This is a genomic window from Pauljensenia sp. UMB0895 (assembly GCF_030218905.1).
GTDB classification, from domain to species: domain Bacteria; phylum Actinomycetota; class Actinomycetes; order Actinomycetales; family Actinomycetaceae; genus Pauljensenia; species Pauljensenia turicensis_A.
In genome coordinates, this window is sequence record NZ_JASOQR010000003.1 from 1 (window position 1) to 17,131 (window position 17,131).

The 17,131-nt window shown below is 57.7% G+C and carries 15 protein-coding genes; 11 read left to right on the top strand and 4 right to left on the bottom strand.

Going from position 1 to position 17,131, the window contains the following annotated elements:
- The 3 genes from QP503_RS02435 to QP503_RS02445 all read left to right on the top strand — a co-directional run.
- On the top strand, nt 1-1,204 hold a 1,204-nt coding region (locus tag QP503_RS02435; protein ID WP_285101183.1), incomplete at its 5' end, for a YPDG domain-containing protein.
- Between the two features lie 234 nt (nt 1,205-1,438).
- Nucleotides 1,439-1,633, top strand: coding sequence for a hypothetical protein (locus QP503_RS02440; RefSeq protein WP_285101185.1), 195 nt, complete (start codon nt 1,439-1,441; stop codon nt 1,631-1,633).
- Between the two features lie 550 nt (nt 1,634-2,183).
- Nucleotides 2,184-4,358 (top strand): VaFE repeat-containing surface-anchored protein, encoded by a 2,175-nt coding sequence (locus QP503_RS02445; RefSeq protein WP_285101187.1) that lies wholly within the window; start codon nt 2,184-2,186, stop codon nt 4,356-4,358.
- Nucleotides 4,359-4,477: 119 nt separating this feature from the next.
- Here QP503_RS02445 and QP503_RS02450 read toward each other — a convergent pair whose 3' ends face one another.
- The 3 genes from QP503_RS02450 to QP503_RS02460 all read right to left on the bottom strand — a co-directional run bounded on the left by QP503_RS02450 (nt 4,478) and on the right by QP503_RS02460 (nt 7,044).
- Nucleotides 4,478-5,791 carry a chloride channel protein gene (locus tag QP503_RS02450; protein ID WP_285084191.1) on the bottom strand — a complete coding sequence of 438 codons (1,314 nt, stop codon included), beginning with the start codon at nt 5,789-5,791 and terminating at the stop codon, nt 4,478-4,480.
- Nucleotides 5,792-5,797: 6 nt separating this feature from the next.
- A complete protein-coding gene (locus QP503_RS02455) occupies nt 5,798-6,247 on the bottom strand; it encodes a MarR family winged helix-turn-helix transcriptional regulator (protein WP_006680730.1) in 450 nt (149 codons plus the stop codon).
- Between the two features lie 611 nt (nt 6,248-6,858).
- Nucleotides 6,859-7,044 carry a hypothetical protein gene (locus QP503_RS02460; protein ID WP_465245944.1) on the bottom strand — a complete coding sequence of 62 codons (186 nt, stop codon included), beginning with the start codon at nt 7,042-7,044 and terminating at the stop codon, nt 6,859-6,861.
- Nucleotides 7,045-7,400: 356 nt separating this feature from the next.
- Here QP503_RS02460 and QP503_RS02465 point away from each other — a divergent pair, with 356 nt between their 5' ends.
- From QP503_RS02465 to QP503_RS02485, 5 genes are all read left to right on the top strand, one after another.
- The gene (locus QP503_RS02465) at nt 7,401-7,727 is read left to right on the top strand and encodes a histone-like nucleoid-structuring protein Lsr2 (protein WP_006680732.1); all 327 of its coding nucleotides are present in this window, start codon (nt 7,401-7,403) and stop codon (nt 7,725-7,727) included.
- A 53-nt stretch (nt 7,728-7,780) separates the two neighbouring features.
- Nucleotides 7,781-8,518 carry a phosphoglyceromutase gene (locus QP503_RS02470; protein WP_285084193.1) on the top strand — a complete coding sequence of 246 codons (738 nt, stop codon included), beginning with the start codon at nt 7,781-7,783 and terminating at the stop codon, nt 8,516-8,518.
- A gap of 215 nt (nt 8,519-8,733) precedes the next feature.
- Nucleotides 8,734-9,252: a CarD family transcriptional regulator gene (locus QP503_RS02475; RefSeq protein ID WP_040318486.1), complete on the top strand. Its 519-nt coding sequence runs from the start codon at nt 8,734-8,736 to the stop codon at nt 9,250-9,252.
- A 27-nt stretch (nt 9,253-9,279) separates the two neighbouring features.
- Nucleotides 9,280-10,071, top strand: coding sequence for an IspD/TarI family cytidylyltransferase (locus QP503_RS02480; protein WP_179370125.1), 792 nt, complete (start codon nt 9,280-9,282; stop codon nt 10,069-10,071).
- 218 nt (nt 10,072-10,289) lie between these two features.
- A complete protein-coding gene (locus tag QP503_RS02485; protein WP_006680736.1) occupies nt 10,290-11,654 on the top strand; it encodes an MFS transporter in 1,365 nt (454 codons plus the stop codon).
- A 149-nt stretch (nt 11,655-11,803) separates the two neighbouring features.
- Here the strand turns inward: QP503_RS02485 and ispF are convergent, their stop codons facing one another.
- Complete coding sequence (ispF, locus tag QP503_RS02490; RefSeq protein WP_006680737.1) at nt 11,804-12,328, bottom strand: 2-C-methyl-D-erythritol 2,4-cyclodiphosphate synthase; 525 nt, start codon at nt 12,326-12,328, stop codon at nt 11,804-11,806.
- 75 nt (nt 12,329-12,403) lie between these two features.
- Here ispF and thrC point away from each other — a divergent pair, with 75 nt between their 5' ends.
- The 3 genes from thrC to rlmB all read left to right on the top strand — a co-directional run bounded on the left by thrC (nt 12,404) and on the right by rlmB (nt 16,663).
- Nucleotides 12,404-13,867 carry a threonine synthase gene (gene thrC / locus QP503_RS02495; protein ID WP_285084196.1) on the top strand — a complete coding sequence of 488 codons (1,464 nt, stop codon included), beginning with the start codon at nt 12,404-12,406 and terminating at the stop codon, nt 13,865-13,867.
- 110 nt (nt 13,868-13,977) lie between these two features.
- Nucleotides 13,978-15,438: a cysteine--tRNA ligase gene (gene cysS / locus QP503_RS02500; protein ID WP_103633154.1), complete on the top strand. Its 1,461-nt coding sequence runs from the start codon at nt 13,978-13,980 to the stop codon at nt 15,436-15,438.
- Nucleotides 15,439-15,673: 235 nt separating this feature from the next.
- Nucleotides 15,674-16,663, top strand: a complete 990-nt coding sequence (gene rlmB, locus QP503_RS02505; RefSeq protein WP_285084197.1) for a 23S rRNA (guanosine(2251)-2'-O)-methyltransferase RlmB — start codon at nt 15,674-15,676, stop codon at nt 16,661-16,663.
- Nucleotides 16,664-17,131: the final 468 nt, after the last annotated feature.

The window sequence follows — 17,131 nt, forward strand, 5'->3', positions numbered from 1 at the left end:
CACTCCTGGTGAGAACGCGCCTGATGGTGTGACCATTGATCCGAACACTGGTGAGATCAAGGTGACGATTCCTGGGGGTGCTAAGCCTGGTGACAAGATCACTGTTCCGGTTGTTGTGACCTACCCGGATGATTCGACCGACGAGGTTCCAGTCACGATCACCGTGACTGAGAAGGACGCAACTCCGGTAACGCCGGGTGAGCCGACTGAGCACAACCCGTCTCGGGGCGCCTCTGCGGACGACCCGGCAGACTGTAAGCTGCCTCCGTTCGTCACCGTCAAGAAGACCGAGGGTGTTGTATACAAGGTCACTGTTGATGGCAAGGAGCTAACGCCTGACGCTGAAGGCAAGTACGTCTACGAGTACGGTCAGACCGTCAAGGTCGAAGCCAGCCCTGCTGAGGGCTACACCTTCTCGCAGGGTACTCAGACCACGTGGACTTGGACGACCAAGCAGAACGAAGTCTGCAACGTTCCCGAAATCAAGGACAACGAGAAGTACCAGCCTGAGTACACGGATGGCACCGGTAAGCCTGGTGAGGACGTCACGGTTGATAAGCCTGTCTTTAAGGACGGCGACGGCAACACGGTAACGCCTCCGGAGGGCACCAAGTTCACTCCTGGTGAGAACGCGCCTGATGGTGTGACCATTGATCCGAACACTGGTGAGATCAAGGTGACGATTCCTGGGGGTGCTAAGCCTGGTGACAAGATCACTGTTCCGGTTGTTGTGACCTACCCGGATGGCACCACCGACAACGTTGACGTCACTGTCACGGTTGGCGAACCTGACGCCAAGACGCCAGACTGGAAGGATGGCTCTGGCGAACCGGGTGGCAAGGTCGTAATCCCGAACGATGGTGGCCCTGTTGAGGACGGCACGACGGTCGACACCGACGGCCCCGGCAAGGCAAAAATCGATGGCGACGGCAACCTCGTTGTTGACATCGACGACAACGCTAAGCCTGGCGACAAGATCGTAGTTATCGTCAAGGACAAGAACGGCAACGAGATTGATCGCGTGACGGTCACCGTTGAGAAGCCTGCCGCTGGCGATATGACCACCGAGCCGGGAGTCAAGAAGTCTAAGCTTGCGCGCACCGGTGCGCAGGTAGCAGGACTCGCTGGTATCGCAGTCGTAATGGGCGTAGCAGGCCTCGGCCTGGCGCTCGTGCGACGCCGTCGCGAAGGCGAGGAGAACTAATCGCCTAGCTGACGAAACACCGGCATAACAGTACGGGGGTGAGACCTTAAACGGTCTCACCCCCGTCACCGATTTCTCCTATAGCCCGAACAGTGCTGAACGAAATTTCGGTGAGGCACCAAAACAACGTTGTTTGCTCCGCCCGGCCAAATCCGTGATATGTACGAGCGCAAATTTGTAAGACCTGCATCTCAAATGAAGCTAAAGTACAAAAGTAACCTTGCCTGTTTTGTTTTGAAAACCAAAACCTCCATTTACGGCACCCTAGTGGACCAGGACTACTTCACCGGGCAGCCCTTTGGCTCTTCCAAACCCCAAAATGTTCGCGGTATGGATCGCCTCTCAACGGCAATCCAGAACGTTCGTGAAGAAAAAGGTAAGGACGCTGTGCTGCTTCTAGACAACGGCGACGCTGCGCAGGGCTCATGAATCGAAACGGTGTACCACTCGAACCGGACAGATAGCACTGTTGACCCGATGGCTAGTGTGTTCAAGTACTTGAAATACGATGCGGTGGGTGCTGGTAACCACGAATTCAACTACGGCCGTGGAGCCCTAACCGCCTAGAATTAAACCAGTCCAACTTTCAGGGGCTAGTCCACTCATACGGGGTTTGTCCTATCTGGCATTCGCTGTAAGAAAAGACTCGATCTGCTAGCGAGAGTCGACTGGAAGCAGGGATTACCGTCAATTGCGTTTTTCTAGGCGCCGAACCACCCACTTATGCACAAGCTTTAGGTCCCCATTCTTTTTATCCACAATTTCTTTTCAGTCCACTCGCACCCACGTGCGCCGAGCGGAACACTGGTGGCAACGACAGGCGTCGTCGCGAAACCCACTTCTCGCAAAGTTGTTCGTCTGGTTGGTGGGTTTCACATGTATTCCCATCAGTTGAAAGGAATTGATGATGGTGGATTGCACTGTGCCTAGGGTGGCACACTACTCACGGCTGAGGCCTCTCTTAGCCTGCCTTGCAACGATGGTGGTTGTGTGTGCCTCGTTGATTGCTACGGCCCCTGCTTCTCTTGCCTCGGGCTCATGGGTTCGTGGCGTGCCGATTGATGGATTGTCTGGCTGGCTGGGAACGTGGGTTCCCTATAGTGGTCAGCCGGTTCCTGGGTTGTGTATTCAGGCTGATGCGGTGAATCCTGCAGCTGAGGTGGTCGTGTCACCGAGTCAGTTGACGGTTCAACCTTCTTTGTCTCGTCCGGCTGATTTGAGTGTTGATATTGCGCAGATGGCGTACATCATGAAGTGGTATACGCCAACTTCGCTTGAGTTTTCGAATACTGACGTCGATGCGGCTGCGACTGCTTTTCTTGCTCACGTGAATTTTGAGAACTCGCGTCGTGCTCAGGCGAATGTGAATACGCTTCTTGCTTCCGTTCCCGAAAGCATTCAGTCTCGTGCTCGTCAGATGGTTGCTGAAGCAAAAGCGGTCGGTGTTGTTGGGTGGAAACCTGGTACGGTGACGGGTGAGCGTATGCGCTTTGGCACTATTGACGGCATTGGTGTTACTAATGCTGATGGAACTCTGATCGCGGGCAAACCATTCACTATCACTTTGAACGGTCCGGCTGTCTTCGAAGCAACTGGGACGAACACCTATACGGGAACAACTACCGCATCGCGTATTGATGGTATTCAATGGCGTTCAACAGCGAACGGCACAGTTCACTCGAGTATTAAGTATGACAATCTTGGATACTCTGCTTTGGGATATGCCTCTTCTAGGGGGGTGCGCCAGGATGTGATCTGGTTCGACAGTTCAAGCCTGCGTTCTGAGACGGTTGCGGGTCCGTCGTTTGAGGTGATTTTTGATTTTCAGCCGATTGCTACGTCCAATGTGGGTTCGTCTAAGGTGATTGATTCTCAGACGTTGTCGGACACGATCACTGCCAGTGCTGACCCGAATTATGGTGATGGTAAGTGGCTGGAAATTGATGGCGAGCCAGTTCCGGTTGTGTATGAGGGCACCGCCTATGCGTTGGGCGAAGAGCCGGTAGACCCCCGTGATGAGGTTCCCGCAGACGCTCATGTGGTTGCGACCGCGTCGTTTACTGCTACCGGTCCTGGTGAGCATAGTGTCAATGTTGATGTGGCAGGCTTAGCCCCTGGGTTTTACACGTGGGTGTGGAAGGTCGTCAAGGATGCTCAGCCTGGCACGATTGGTGATCCGGCGATTGACATTAAGGAATTGGTGCACGCCGACTGGCATGACCAGTTCGGGTTGGGTGATGAAACCCTGTCATATCGTTTCAAGGCGAATGTGGATACTAGTTTGTCGGTTCGTACCACCAAGTCGGGCTCGTACCTTGTCGACGACATGTTCGTCACCGAAATGCCCGAGTCTCACCCGAACTTCACTGGTAAGGCTGGGTTTAAGGGTGACGAGCTGACGTTTACGCAGAAGCTTGTGTTTTTCCCTGAAGGCCAGGCGGTCACTGACGAAAACGTTGCGGCCGGTGAGACGATCAGTGAAGTTCAGGTTGATGCTTCACATGGTTTTAAGCCCTCTGTTGGGTCAACCGGGTTCAAGATGAAAGACGGTGAGCCGGGTACGTACGTGTTTGTCACCTCGTTTGCTGGTGATGATCGTGTTGCTCCTTTTACGACCTCTGTTACTGATAAGAGCGAGCAGTATGTTGTTGAGGCTAATCCGCCGACGTTGAAGACCACCGCGACCGACAAGGCGGACGGCGATAAGACCCTCGCTTCTTCGGGCCTGGTGACGATCACGGACAAGGTGTGCTACACGAACCTGAAACAGGGCAGGGAATACACCCTGTCGGGCACGTTGATGGATAAGGCTACTGGTGGGCCGCTGATGATTGAGGGCAAGCCTGTGACCGCTTCCAAGACGTTCACCCCAAGCCAGGCTGACGGGTGCGAAAACGTTGATTTCACCATCGACGGCTCCATGGTGGTCGGCAAGACCACCGTCGTGTTCGAACGCCTCGAACACGACGGACAAACCATCGCTGTCCACACTGACATCAACGACGAAGACCAGACAGTGCTCTTTGAAAAGACTCCCACCCCGCCCGAAGAACACCTTGCGAAAACCGGTGCCCAAACACTCTCATTCCTTGCAGGTGCCACACTCTTTGCACTGATGGGCGTCGGAGCTATTGCACTCCATCGTCGCTCTTAAAAGCAATCCACGCCCCAACAGGGGGAGTGCCCGCCGGGGTGCTTCGACCAAGGGTGAAGAAGATTGCTACGAGGTCGCGCACTAAGAACGCCAAGCGATGTTTGAGGTGCGCGGCCTCGTCAATCAGAAGAAGGAAGAGGTGGAATCGACACGGTTGCGTGGACTTCGGCAAGCCTGTGAGCCTCGCGCCTCTTGCGGATCCACGCGGTCATCAACACCGAACCAACCAACGCGATTCCAGTAGAACCAACAATGGGAAGACCTGCAAAACCGGTGAACTCGAAAACCAGAGTCAAACCGGTTAACGGAGCCGCCATCGACGAACCCAAGAAAATCGCAGCGCCAATAAACACACATGCAGCCACCGATACGCTGGGAACAACCTGTTGCCACACCAAACCAGTCACCGCGCCAATACCAGCACCCAAGGCGACTCCAGGAGTCAGCGTTCCACCCCACGCCCCAGCACGAATCGTCACAAGAGTCGTGAACGTCTTCGCCACAAGGACCAATAGTGCCGTGATCAAACCAGCGCCAGCTAGCCAGCGAGCATCAAACTGCGTCTGAGCACTCGCCTGCCCATTGCCGAGCACCGAAGGAATCACTATTGCAATAAGACCAACAATGACGAACGCCAGCGGAAGTGACCAAAGAAGGTGAGCAGATCGGGGCTTAGCCTGTTCGCACCGGTCAACCCACGTTCGGAACAATTCACCCAGCGCACCCAAAATGGGTCCCATGATCAGCGCCCAGACGACAAGACCCCACGACGTCTTCAAAGGCTCAACCGCATAAAAGGGTGCAGGTCGATGCCAGCCGGTAGACACCAATACGGAAAGAACAGCAATAAAAGAAGCGGTCGCAACCGCCTTCGGGCGCTTGGACAAAAGCAGAATTTCAAGAGCATAAACAGCGCCGGAAATAGGAATCGAATACACAGCCGACAAGCCGGCACCCGCACCACACGCGACAATAATTCTGCGATCCTCGGCGGACAACCCGCAGTGCGAAGATAGCCAGGAAGAGAGCGAGGCGCTCACTTCACGAGGAGCCACTTCACGGCCAATCGAAGCTCCCATGCCAACCAAGACAATCTGCGTCAGGGCATGCCAGATGGTTCGAAGCGGAGGTAGCGTCTCTCCCTCAACCCCAGCCTTCACGCTGGTCAGCTGAGGATTCTTCTGGAACATCACAGTCCACGAAATAGCCCCTAACACGCCAGCAACAAGCAGGATCAAGGGGCGATGCCATGAAACGGAGGCAGAAACAGAATCAAGGAATGTGCCCGAGTGATGATTCCACACCACTGCCTCGACTCCATGCAGAAGGCGAGTACACAGCCAGCCAACAATTCCGGCGGTAACCCCCGTCGCAAGGGTCGCGCTGATATAGCGAACCCAATAGGGCAGGGTAGGCAAGCGGTTGGAAGGCACAGCGGGTCAGGCCATATGGTCGTCGATGCGTCGAGCGATGCGACCAAACACTTCGTTGAGCACGGTGATCTCTTCTACGCTCAGGTCGTTCAGTACGATCTCTCGAACGACCTCACGGTGCACGTCAGCAGCCTTTTCGAAGAACTTCTTGCCAGCATCCGTCATTAGAATCAGGCCACCACGTCCGTCACCCACGCACGTCGTGCGCTCCACGTATCCGCGAGAGACAAGCCGATTTACAGTGTGTGTCAGGCGGGAGGGGCTGAATACAACCTCATGAGCCAAAGCGGAGGGGCGAATGCCTTCATCGCCAGCTCGTGCCACCTGAAGGAGCACGTTATATTCGGGCTGAGTCACGTGGCACTCCGCCTTCAGCGCGGCTTCGATAGCGTTCGTCAGACGTGCCGTGGTCACGAAATACGTTTCCCACGCGCGTCCGCGAGCATCGCGTCTCATGATCATCCCTTCAGTGGCGTTTCAAAGTCAGCAAACCCAGGCCAATGCGAGGCTTCTTGGTCTGAGGCAGCGTCCGTGGCCACCTGAGACGCAAGGTCTCAACTATATCCGATTCAGAAAAGTTATCGAGTATAGGTGAATCATTCTCTGGCTGAGAAACGGCGGAATCTCACGGTTCGTCATGTGAAGTGTGAACAGAAAGTGCCAAACGTCCAAAAAGATCACGTACGCCTCGCTCAATCCGATCGGCACGTTTCGCTGTCGAAGACTCCTCCGACATTCCAGCGTGAATGAGGACGAACCGCATCCTGCGACTTGCGTGCCATGAAGACTTGACCACCCAGACCGACAATTGCCTTCTTTACAGGACCGTGACCGTAGTGTTCAAAGTGCTCGTGGTACAGGGGACCATGTGTTCTGGCGACCAGAAAACACTGTTGTGGAAGAAACAGTCACCGTAATAGGCGACCTGTACAGTAATTTCGAGGGAGCGAATAGGGCCGTGCCATACAAATGGAGCAATTCCGTCCAGTGGGCGTGGAGTGGAAGTGAAACCGTGCAAAGGCGTACGTACGGAATTTACCGTGCCAATCGACATCATCTTCGCTCCATCAACGGCGTAGAAGAGCGTAGTTTTCAATGGCCAACGGAATACCGTTGCGAATATTTTTTTCGAACCACGGGTAAACCGAATCTGTATTTCCGTGACTCATCATCAGGTCAATTCGACCACCTGACATGTATTGCGCCATTGCGTAGTCTTCGACATTTTTGGTGGGGTTGTTGGTTGTAATCAGAGTCGGTGATGTCTGCGACGCTCATGATTCCAAACTGCAGGGGTACTCTTTGTTCTTAGCTGAGATCCAATGTGGTACAACGATCAACTCAATTGAAGTTGGTGGCAGATTTTCTCCTGTGCGCTTCGTCTCTAGGGTTACGAGGTCGACCCCACTGAACAAAACACCCCTCTTGGTTCACGCGTCGGAGAGTTTTGGTCAATTAACTCTCGCTTCTAGTCTTACTTTATAAGTATTCAATTTCACTATTTAAAAACGGTTGCGTCGGTTCTTTCTTATTTTATATTCTGTCCGGAGACAATTTGATTGTCTCCGGACAATAACAATCGAACATCAATGAGTGAATAGGACTCCTTATGAAGAAGACGCACGTCGTTCTCGTTGACGATATTGATGGAACTCCTGCAAAAGACACCGTTACATTCTCATTCCAGGGTGTGACCTACGAAATTGACCTCTCGGAAGAACACATTTCTGAAATTTCCGCTGATTTTGAAAAGTGGATTTCTTCATCGCGCCGTATCGGTGGTCGAGCAATCCGCGGTTCACGCGTGGCCTCGTCGGCAGCTCTGTCGCGCGCAGGTGAAATTCGCGCATGGGCCACAGAAAACGGAATCCAGGTTTCCGACCGTGGGCGCATCCCCGCCGACATCGTCGCGAAGTTTGAGAGGGCTCACGCCTGAGATAGGTCCTTGGGGTCTATGACAACACCCCTCGAAGATGGAAGAATGACGTCATGACATACACACTGGTGCTGCTCCGCCACGGCGAGAGCGAATGGAATGCAAAGAACCTCTTCACCGGCTGGGTTGACGTGCCGCTCTCCGAAAAGGGCCGCGCCGAAGCCGCACACGGTGGCGAGTTCCTCAAGGAATCTGGCGTTCTGCCGGACCTCCTGTTCACCTCGATGTTGCGCCGCGCAATCATGACCGCGAACCTCGCACTCGATGCTGCCGATCGTCACTGGATCCCGGTTGAGCGCAACTGGCGTCTGAACGAGCGCCACTACGGTGCTCTTCAGGGTAAGAACAAGAAAGAAATCCGCGACGAATATGGCGAGGATCAGTTCATGCAGTGGCGTCGTTCCTACGACGTTCCGCCACCGGCAATCGAAGCTGGCTCCGAATTTAGCCAGGACACCGACCCGCGTTACGCAGGCGAGCCGATCCCGATGACCGAATGCCTGAAGGACGTCCTTGAGCGCCTGCTCCCGTACTGGGACGGCACCATCGTCCCGGCAATCAAGACCGGCAAGACCGTCATGATCGCCGCACACGGCAACTCGCTGCGCGCCATCGTCAAGCACCTCGACGAAATCTCCGACGAGGACATTGCAGGCGTCAACATCCCGACCGGTATCCCGCTTGTTTACGAGCTGGATGAGGAAACCCTCAAGCCGATCAAGAAGGGTGGCACCTACCTGGATCCCGAGGCAGAAGCAAAGATTGCTGCTGTCGCCAACCAGGGCAAGTGAGCATCTAGATAGCTGAACGAGTGGGGCGGATCCGCGAAAGCGGATTCGCCCCATTTGTATTGTGCTGATTTGAATCCACATGTGAAGTAGATCGCGGGGGTGGACCGAGTGCCGCCCCTCGTGAGTGGCTTCGGCCCGCCAGCGCCTAGTCGGGTAGGAAACGGGTGCAAATGGTAGACTTGTATTCGCTAGTCGCATATCTGCAGGGAGCTCTCATGACGTTCGAAATTGGTCAGACGGTCGTTTATCCGCACCACGGTGCAGCCACGATCGAAGAGATCTCTACGCGCACGTTGCGTGGTGAAGAGATCACGTTCTTGACCTTGCGCGTCGAACAGGGCGACATGACCATTCAGGTTCCCGCAAATAACGTTGACCTTGTTGGTGTGCGTGAAGTTGTCGGTGAAGATGGGCTGGAAGAGGTTCTGAAGGTTCTTCGCGCCCCCTACGTTGAAGAGCCCACCAACTGGTCCCGCCGTTTCAAGGCAAACCAAGAGAAGATCGCAACCGGCGACATCGTGAAGGTCGCTGAAGTTGTTCGTGACCTGACGCGTCGCGACGATCTGAAGAAGCTTTCCGTTGGTGAAAAGCGTACCCTGACCAAGGCTCGTCAGATCCTCTGCTCTGAACTTGCGTTGGCGCGTAATATCACCGAAGAACAGGCAGCTGCTCGCCTTGACGAAATCCTCGCCGAAGGTCGTATCACCCCTGAAGATGCCGTAGACGCTGAGTGACCTGACCCGTCACACTTCGGATCCTCAATGTCAACCGCTCTTGCAGTCCTGACAGCAGCAGGCTCCGGCACCCGTTTGGGGGGTGACGGTCCCAAAGCTCTTGTTGAGCTTGCTGGCACTACTCTTCTTGAACGATCCGCCCGCGGGCTAGCTCAAGCTGGTGTTGCAGGTATCGTCGTGACAGCGCCCGCCGATCAGGTCGATACCTTCGCCACTTACTTTCCAGATGGACGTATCACGCTTACAAGCGAGCAGGGCGAATCCTGTTCAATACCTGTTCTTGTCGTTGCGGGATCATCCGCGTCGCGTCAAGCCTCAGTTGCCCTCGGACTGGATGCGTTAGAAACCCTCGCCGAAACCCACGGGATGTGCCTTGACGCTTCAACCCCCGTCCTTGTTCACGACGCCGCGCGAGCTTTGACTCCGCCAGACGCGATTCGTCGCGTCATTGCAGCCGTCACGTTGGGATACAACGCTGTCATCCCGGTTCTGCCAGTGACCGACACGCTCAAACAAGTTGGCGACTCCACCGCGTCAGCACACCTCGGCATCGGACTGCGCCCGGTGGTGGCAACCATCGACCGTTCCGCCCTTGTCAGCGTGCAGACACCTCAAGGATTCGCGTGGTCCACCTTGCGCGAAGCGCACGAGTCCGCCCGGACTCGTGGAGCAAATGAACGTACAGCGGCGACCGATGACGCGGGTCTTGTGGAAGACGCGGGTGGCCAAGTGATGACAGTCCCTGGCGACCTTCTCTCCATGAAAGTCACAACCCGGCTCGACCTTGCGCTCGCAACACTTCTACTCGATCAATCCTGAAAACTGCCAGCTTGCCCGCCACAGCGGGGTAAGAAAGATGCCCGGTGTGGCCTCGTCAATGAGGGACTAGAACGGGGACACAAGGCAGATAATGCGACCAACTTGCACGTCCACGAAACGTTCAAGAAATCAAATTTCGCTCCTCTTCGTGTTAAGTTCCAGATGTCAGCAACACTGACAGCGCCCAAAGCAGCGGACGTATGTCCGAGGAGAAACGAATGTCATCCACCCCGAACACCCCAGTGGCATCAAAAGAAAAAACGAAAATCCTGACGCGCCCCGTCATTGAATGGGCAGCGTGGGACTGGGGGTCGGCAGCGTTCAACGCTGTCGCCACCACTTTCGTCTTCTCCACCTACCTGACCAGCGATGGGCTGTTCACCGATGCGGGCACCGCGAACTCGCACCTGTCGATCGGGTTGACGGTCGCGGGCCTCATCATCGCTCTTCTCGCGCCGATTACCGGCCAGCGCGCAGACCGTCGTGGTAAGGGCGGTGTCTGGCTCGGCTGGTTTACCGGCGCGGTTGTCCTGTCGATGCTCGCCATGTTCTTCGTCGCCCCCGAATCGTCGATCGGGCCGAACGCGTCGCTCTGGCTCGGTATTTCACTGCTGGGCGTCGGCAACATCTTCTTCGAGTTCGCGTCCGTGAACTACAATGCGATGCTCAACCACCTGGCTGACAAGAAGGACATGGGGCGTATCTCCGGCCTTGGCTGGGGAGCCGGCTATGTTGGTGGCATCGTCCTGCTACTCATCCTCTACGTCGGCTTGATTGGTCCGAACCTGCTGGGTGTGTCCACCGACAACGGTCTGAATATTCGTATCGCGATGATCATCGCGGCACTCTGGTTCGGTCTCTTCGCCCTGCCGGTCGTGCTACACCCGCCGAAACCGTCGGTCCTGCACCACGATGATTCGAAAGAATCTCTGCTCGACTCCTACCGTATGCTCTGGCAGACCGTGAAGGGCCTGCACCGCGAAGCGCCGCACACACTGTTTTTCTTGCTGGCTTCCGCCGTCTTCCGCGACGGCCTGGCAGGCGTTTTCACCTTCGGTGCAATCCTGGCAAAGTCCGCGTTCGGTTTCTCCGCCGGTGACGTCATGGTCTTCGCAATCGCCGCGAACGTCGTGGCGGGCCTAGCTACCATCGGCTTCGGCGCTCTCGACGACAAGATTGGCCCGAAAAAGGTCATTATCTTCTCGCTCGCTTCGATGGTCGTTTTCGGTCTGGGCGTCTTCTTCTTCCACGCGCACGGCTCGATCGTCTTCTGGAGCCTTGGCCTGTTGCTCTGCATCTTCGTCGGCCCGACGCAGTCGGCATCCCGTTCGTTCCTCGGCCGTATCATCCCCGCAGGTCGTGAAGGTGAAGTCTTCGGCCTGTACGCGACCACCGGTCGCGCCGTCTCTTTCCTGGCGCCGTTCATGTACGGCGTCTTCCTGAAGATCGGCAAGGCGCAGTCCACCGGCGGCGACTACACCTACTGGGGCATCCTCGGTATCATCCTGATCCTCGCCGTTGGCTTGGTCCTGACCATCCCGGTCAAGGCAGACGAGGCACACTTGGAGCACCTCGAAAAGTAATGGGGGAGTAGCGGGCTGACTCTTTCTGCCTGCTCGCCTCTGTTCTCTTCCCGATTCTTGAGGTGCGCTTGTCGCGGGGGATCTCGACCGCCGTTTTCTTCGCGGGTACTCACCCGCGGTTTCCCCGTGACCTCGTTCGTGCTGGCGAACTACTGAGCCCGAACGACGAGCGCAACCGCTGTTGCTGCCAAGCCGTCGCCTCGTCCCGTAAACCCAAGCCCGTCCGTCGTCGTGGCGCTGACGGAAACGGGGGCGCCGACGATCTCGCTCATCCGCTGGCACGCTTCGGGTAGACGCGCAGCCATGCGAGGCTTTGTGCCGATCACTTGCACGGTCGCATTACCGATGTGCCAGCCAGCTTTGCGCGCCATTCGGCATACCTCGACAAGGAATTGTTCGCCGGATGCGCCCGACCACTCGGGTCGACTGGTCCCGAACACGCTTCCCATTTCGCCCAGGCCGGTCGCCGCCAAAATCGCGTCGCACACTGCGTGAGCTGCAACGTCGCCATCAGAGTGACCCTCCAGTGGGGTTTCGCCCGGCCACTCCAAACACGCGAGCATGAGAGTTTTGTCGGGCAGATTCCCACACTCGTCTGCGACTGCGAACGCGTGAACGTCGATCGCTTGGCCAACGCGGAAGGGGACGGGAGTGGAGTGAGCGGTGTCAGTCATGCTTCAAGGCTAGCCGGTGCGACGCGGATTTGGGACGGAGCTCGCACGACAGCCTGACCCCGATAGGATCGGCGCATGCGGTACATTTCGACTCGCCAATCTTCGGCCGACAACGCGCGCTCGTTCAGCGACATCCTTCTTGAGGGCCTCGCTCCCGACGGCGGCCTCTACATGCCTGAAAGCTACCCGCAACTGGGCGCGACAGACCTCGAAGAACTCAGCCGAGTCCTCGCAGATGAAGGCTATGCGGCGCTCGCTGCCCGCGTTCTTGAACTGTTCATTGACGACATTCCCTCCGAGCACCTGAAGGCGATTACCGCTCGCGCCTACCGCACGCCCGCGTTCAGCGACCCGGCGATCGTTCCGGTTACGCACCTCCAGTCCGGAGTCTGGGTGTCGCACCTGTCGAATGGCCCGACGGCAGCGTTCAAGGACATGGCGATGCAGTTGCTTGGCGAACTCTTCGAGTACGAGCTCGACCGCCGTGGAGATTGGCTGACGATTGTGGGTGCGACCAGTGGTGATACCGGCTCTGCTGCCGAGTACGCGCTACGAGGCCGGAATGCCCTGTCGGTCGTCATGCTTACTCCGGCCGGACGCATGACAGCATTCCAGCGCGCGCAAATGTTCTCTCTGCTGGACGACAACATTGTGAACGTCGCAGTTGAGGGCGTATTCGATGACTGTCAGGACTTGGTGAAGACGGTCAACATGGACCCTGACTTTAAGGCGAAATGGCATCTGGGCGCGGTTAACTCGATCAACTGGGCGCGCCTGCTCGCCCAAGTTGTGTATTACGTCGCGACCTGGTTGCAGGTGGCACGAGGTGCGGACGGTGGCCTCGACCTGGATTGCCGAGTGAACGTCGTCGTTCCCTCGGGCAACTTCGGCAATATTTGCGCAGCCCATGTGGCGCGACAGATGGGCTTGCCACTGGGAACGCTTGTTGTGGCCACGAACGAGAACGATGTTCTTGACGAGTTTTTCCGCACCGGTGTCTACCGCGTTCGTTCTTCGGCTCAAACACTGGCAACCTCGTCGCCGTCGATGGATATTTCGAAGGCATCCAACTTCGAGCGCTTTATCTTCGACCTGCTTGGTCGCGACGGGGAGCGTACCGCTCAGCTGTTCGGCGAGGTCCTGAATTCGGACGGCTTCTTCGATCTGTCCGGCACTGAAGAATTTGCCACCCTTGGCGAAAACTACGGCTTCGTGTCGGGCACCTCAAACCATGCCCACCGCCTGGAACAGATTCTCTTCACCGAAGAAAACGACGGCTACCTGCTGGACCCGCATACCGCGGACGGCATGCACGTCGCACGCCAGTGGGCACCGCGCCTGGGCGGGCCGACCGTCGTCATGGAAACTGCGCTTCCCGTGAAGTTTGCCGACACGATCCGCGAGGCAACCGGCCATGAACCCACCGTTCCCGCCCGATTCGCCGATATTGAGGGGGGCGAGCAACGCGTCGTGAGCCTGCCGAACGACGCCGACGCCCTGCGTGCTCTGATCGAAGAAAAGATCACGCCCAGAAACTGAGCTTCCGAAACGCCTGTCCCCTGTGCCACCCCGCCCTTTCGTCGCGTTACGCAGTCCTAAAAGTGGAGGTGGCCTCGTACCGTGGGAGCCGACGCGGGTAGCATGGCACTATGACGCTTCACCTGTACGACTCGAAGTCCGCCACCCTGCAGCCACTGGTTCCTGTAAACCCGGGGAAAGTGGGGATTTACCTGTGTGGCGCGACGGTGCAGGGTGCGCCACACGTCGGACACCTGCGCGCGGCCGTCGCGTTCGACTCGCTGATTCGTTGGCTGAAGCGCAATGGTCTGGACGTCACTTACATCCGTAACGTCACCGACATTGATGACAAGATCCTCAACAAGTCCGCCGACGCGGGCGTTGAATGGTGGGCGTGGGCGCAGCGTTTCGAGCGCGAATTCACCGAAGCGTATGCGACCCTCGGTGTTCTGCCACCGACCTACGAACCTCACGCGACCGGGCATATTCCGGACCAGATTGACTTGATTAACCGCCTGATTGAGCGCGAGCACGCCTACGCCGACGGCCAGGGCAACGTCTACTTCTCCGTCGCCAGCCAGGACGATTATGGGTCGCTGACCCGCCAGAAGCTCGACGACATGCGCACCACCGAAGACGAGGCGCAGATCGACGCCGCCGTGGAAGCGGGCAAGCGCGACCCTCGCGACTTTGCGCTCTGGAAGGCAGCCAAGGCAAGCGAGCCGGAAACTGCGGCTTGGGATTCTCCGTGGGGACGAGGCCGCCCGGGCTGGCATCTCGAATGCTCTGCGATGTCGCGGCGCTATTTGGGTGACGAATTCGATATTCACGGCGGTGGAATCGATCTGCGATTCCCGCACCACGAGAATGAACAAGCGCAGTCACACGGAGCAGGTTGGGGATTCGCGCGCCTCTGGGTTCACAACGCGTGGGTCACCATGAAGGGCGAAAAAATGTCGAAGTCGCTGGGCAACGTGCTCTCCATCGACGCTCTGACTGCAGAGCATCCGGCTGCTGCCGTTCGGTGGGCGCTTTCGACCGTTCATCACCGCAGTGGAATTGAGTGGGGCCCTGAAACCATGCCGGCTGCTGCCGCTGCATGGGCGAAGTTTTCCGCCTTCGTGGAACGCGCGATCGCGATTGCAGACGAGGTTCCCGCTTCCGAAATTGCACTGCCTGCGTCCGAACTACCCGAGGGCTTCGTGACCGCAATGGACGATGACCTGAACGTGGCTGGAGCACTTGCCGTCATTTACGAGCACATGAAGGCCGGCAACGTCGCTATCGAAGCGGGCGACACCGAAGCGGTCCGACGTGAGCAGCAGTTGGTGCGCTCCATGCTTGATGTCATCGGACTTGACCCCGCATCCGAGCAGTGGCGAAGCGGACTAGGCTCCGCTGGAACAGCTGGAGGTGCGGGATCTGGCGAACACGACGCGCTCGACACCCTCGTTCAGGCCGTCATCGAAGAACGTGCGCAGGCTCGCGCCGAAAAGGACTGGGCGCGCGCAGACGCTCTTCGTGACCGCCTCGCGAACGCGGGAATCGAAGTCGCTGACGGGCGCGATGGAGCAACCTGGAAACTCGCCTGACCTTCCGTTGAACGCAGGCACGTCTCTCGCGCGAGGAATTGCCAAGGCCGATAATCGGAGCGAAAACTGGAAATCGCTGGCGTTCCCGGCCTCGTCAATTGGTGAACAAGAGAAAGTGCGCCGTGATACCTACCGCAAATGGCGATATCGTGCGGGAAAACAGTCGGGGAGCCGATAGGCTTGCTATCTGAACTGCTCGCCGGGAGGCGAGACCAACGAACGATAGGTGAAACTCATGGCGGGAAACGACGGTCGTCGCGGCGCAGTGCGCAAACCCGGATCGAAGAAGGGCGCGAAAGTCGGCACCGGCGGGCACTCGCGTCGTAGGCTCGAAGGTAAGGGGCCGACCCCGAAGGCTGAAGACCGGACCTACCATCCCGCGTACAAGCGCAAGATCCAGAGGGAAGCACGCGAAGCTCGGGAAGCAGCGATCGCGCGCGCACGCGCCAAGTCATCCATCAAGGTCGCACCCGGCCACGAACTGATCGCCGGTCGCAACCCCGTCGCCGAAGCCGTCCGCGCCAACGTGCCGATTGAACGTGTCTTCGTGCTCGACAATGTGAAAGACGACCGCGTCGAAGAGGTCATCCGCCTCGCCACCCACATGGGGGCCCCTGTTTTTGAGGTCACCCGTCGTGACCTCGACGTCGCAACCGACGGCGCAGTCCACCAGGGCGTAGCCGTTGAGGTGCGCGGATACGAATACTCGCACGTCGAAGACCTGATCGTCGGATCCCTCCAGAAGGTTGGAACGCCCCTGCTGGTCGCGCTCGACCAAGTGACCGACCCGCACAACCTGGGCGCAGTTCTCCGTTCCGCCGGAGCATTTGGTGCCGACGGTGTCATTATCCCGGAACGTCGCTCCGCAGGTGTCAACACCACCGCGTGGAAGGTCTCTGCTGGCGCAGCCGCCCGAGTTCCCGTCGCGCGCGCAACCAACCTGGTCCGTGCCCTCGAGGAATGCAAGAAGAACGGTATGTTCGTCATCGGCCTTGACGGCGGAGGAGACGCGTCGTTGCGCGGGTTGAAGCTCGCCGACGCGCCACTGGTCGTTGTCACCGGCGCCGAAGGGGCGGGCCTGTCCCGCCTGGTCCGCGAAACCTGCGACCAGATTGTGTCCATCCCGATCTCGTCCGCGGTCGAATCGTTGAACGCCGCCGTCGCAACCGGCATCGCCCTGTACGAGGTCGCCTCCGTCCGCGCGGAGGCTGCAGCGGTTAAGTGAGGTAACCGTCAACTACGGTAGGCGTTGCCTGGCGAGGTAGGTGTCGCCAGCTTTTTCATCGTGCCCGTGTTTTCCCTTGCGTAAGAGCGCGAGCATGAGGCATGTGTGGGTGCTCGGCGGAGTTTGGGTGGTGGCAGGCGTCGGTTTTTGTCGTGTAAGGCGATGTTTTCCCAGTTGAAAGCCCGTTTTCGTCGCCTTGTACGTCTTTTCTTTCCCGAGCGCTCATCCGGGTTGCCTTCAGCTGGCCAGATGTGCCACGCATTCTGCGTGAGCACCTATTTTCGGCTGGCGTTGCGCGCGCGGCCTCGCGAATTATCGATAGTCCGCGACCGCGAATGATGCACGAGACCGCCCACTGTATCCAGACAAAAACATGCTATTGACGCTGAGTAAAAAATAGATATCATATTGATATCGCACTCGTGTGGAGCTAGCCGACCGGCTGGCGCGAGTCGCAAAGGAGAACTG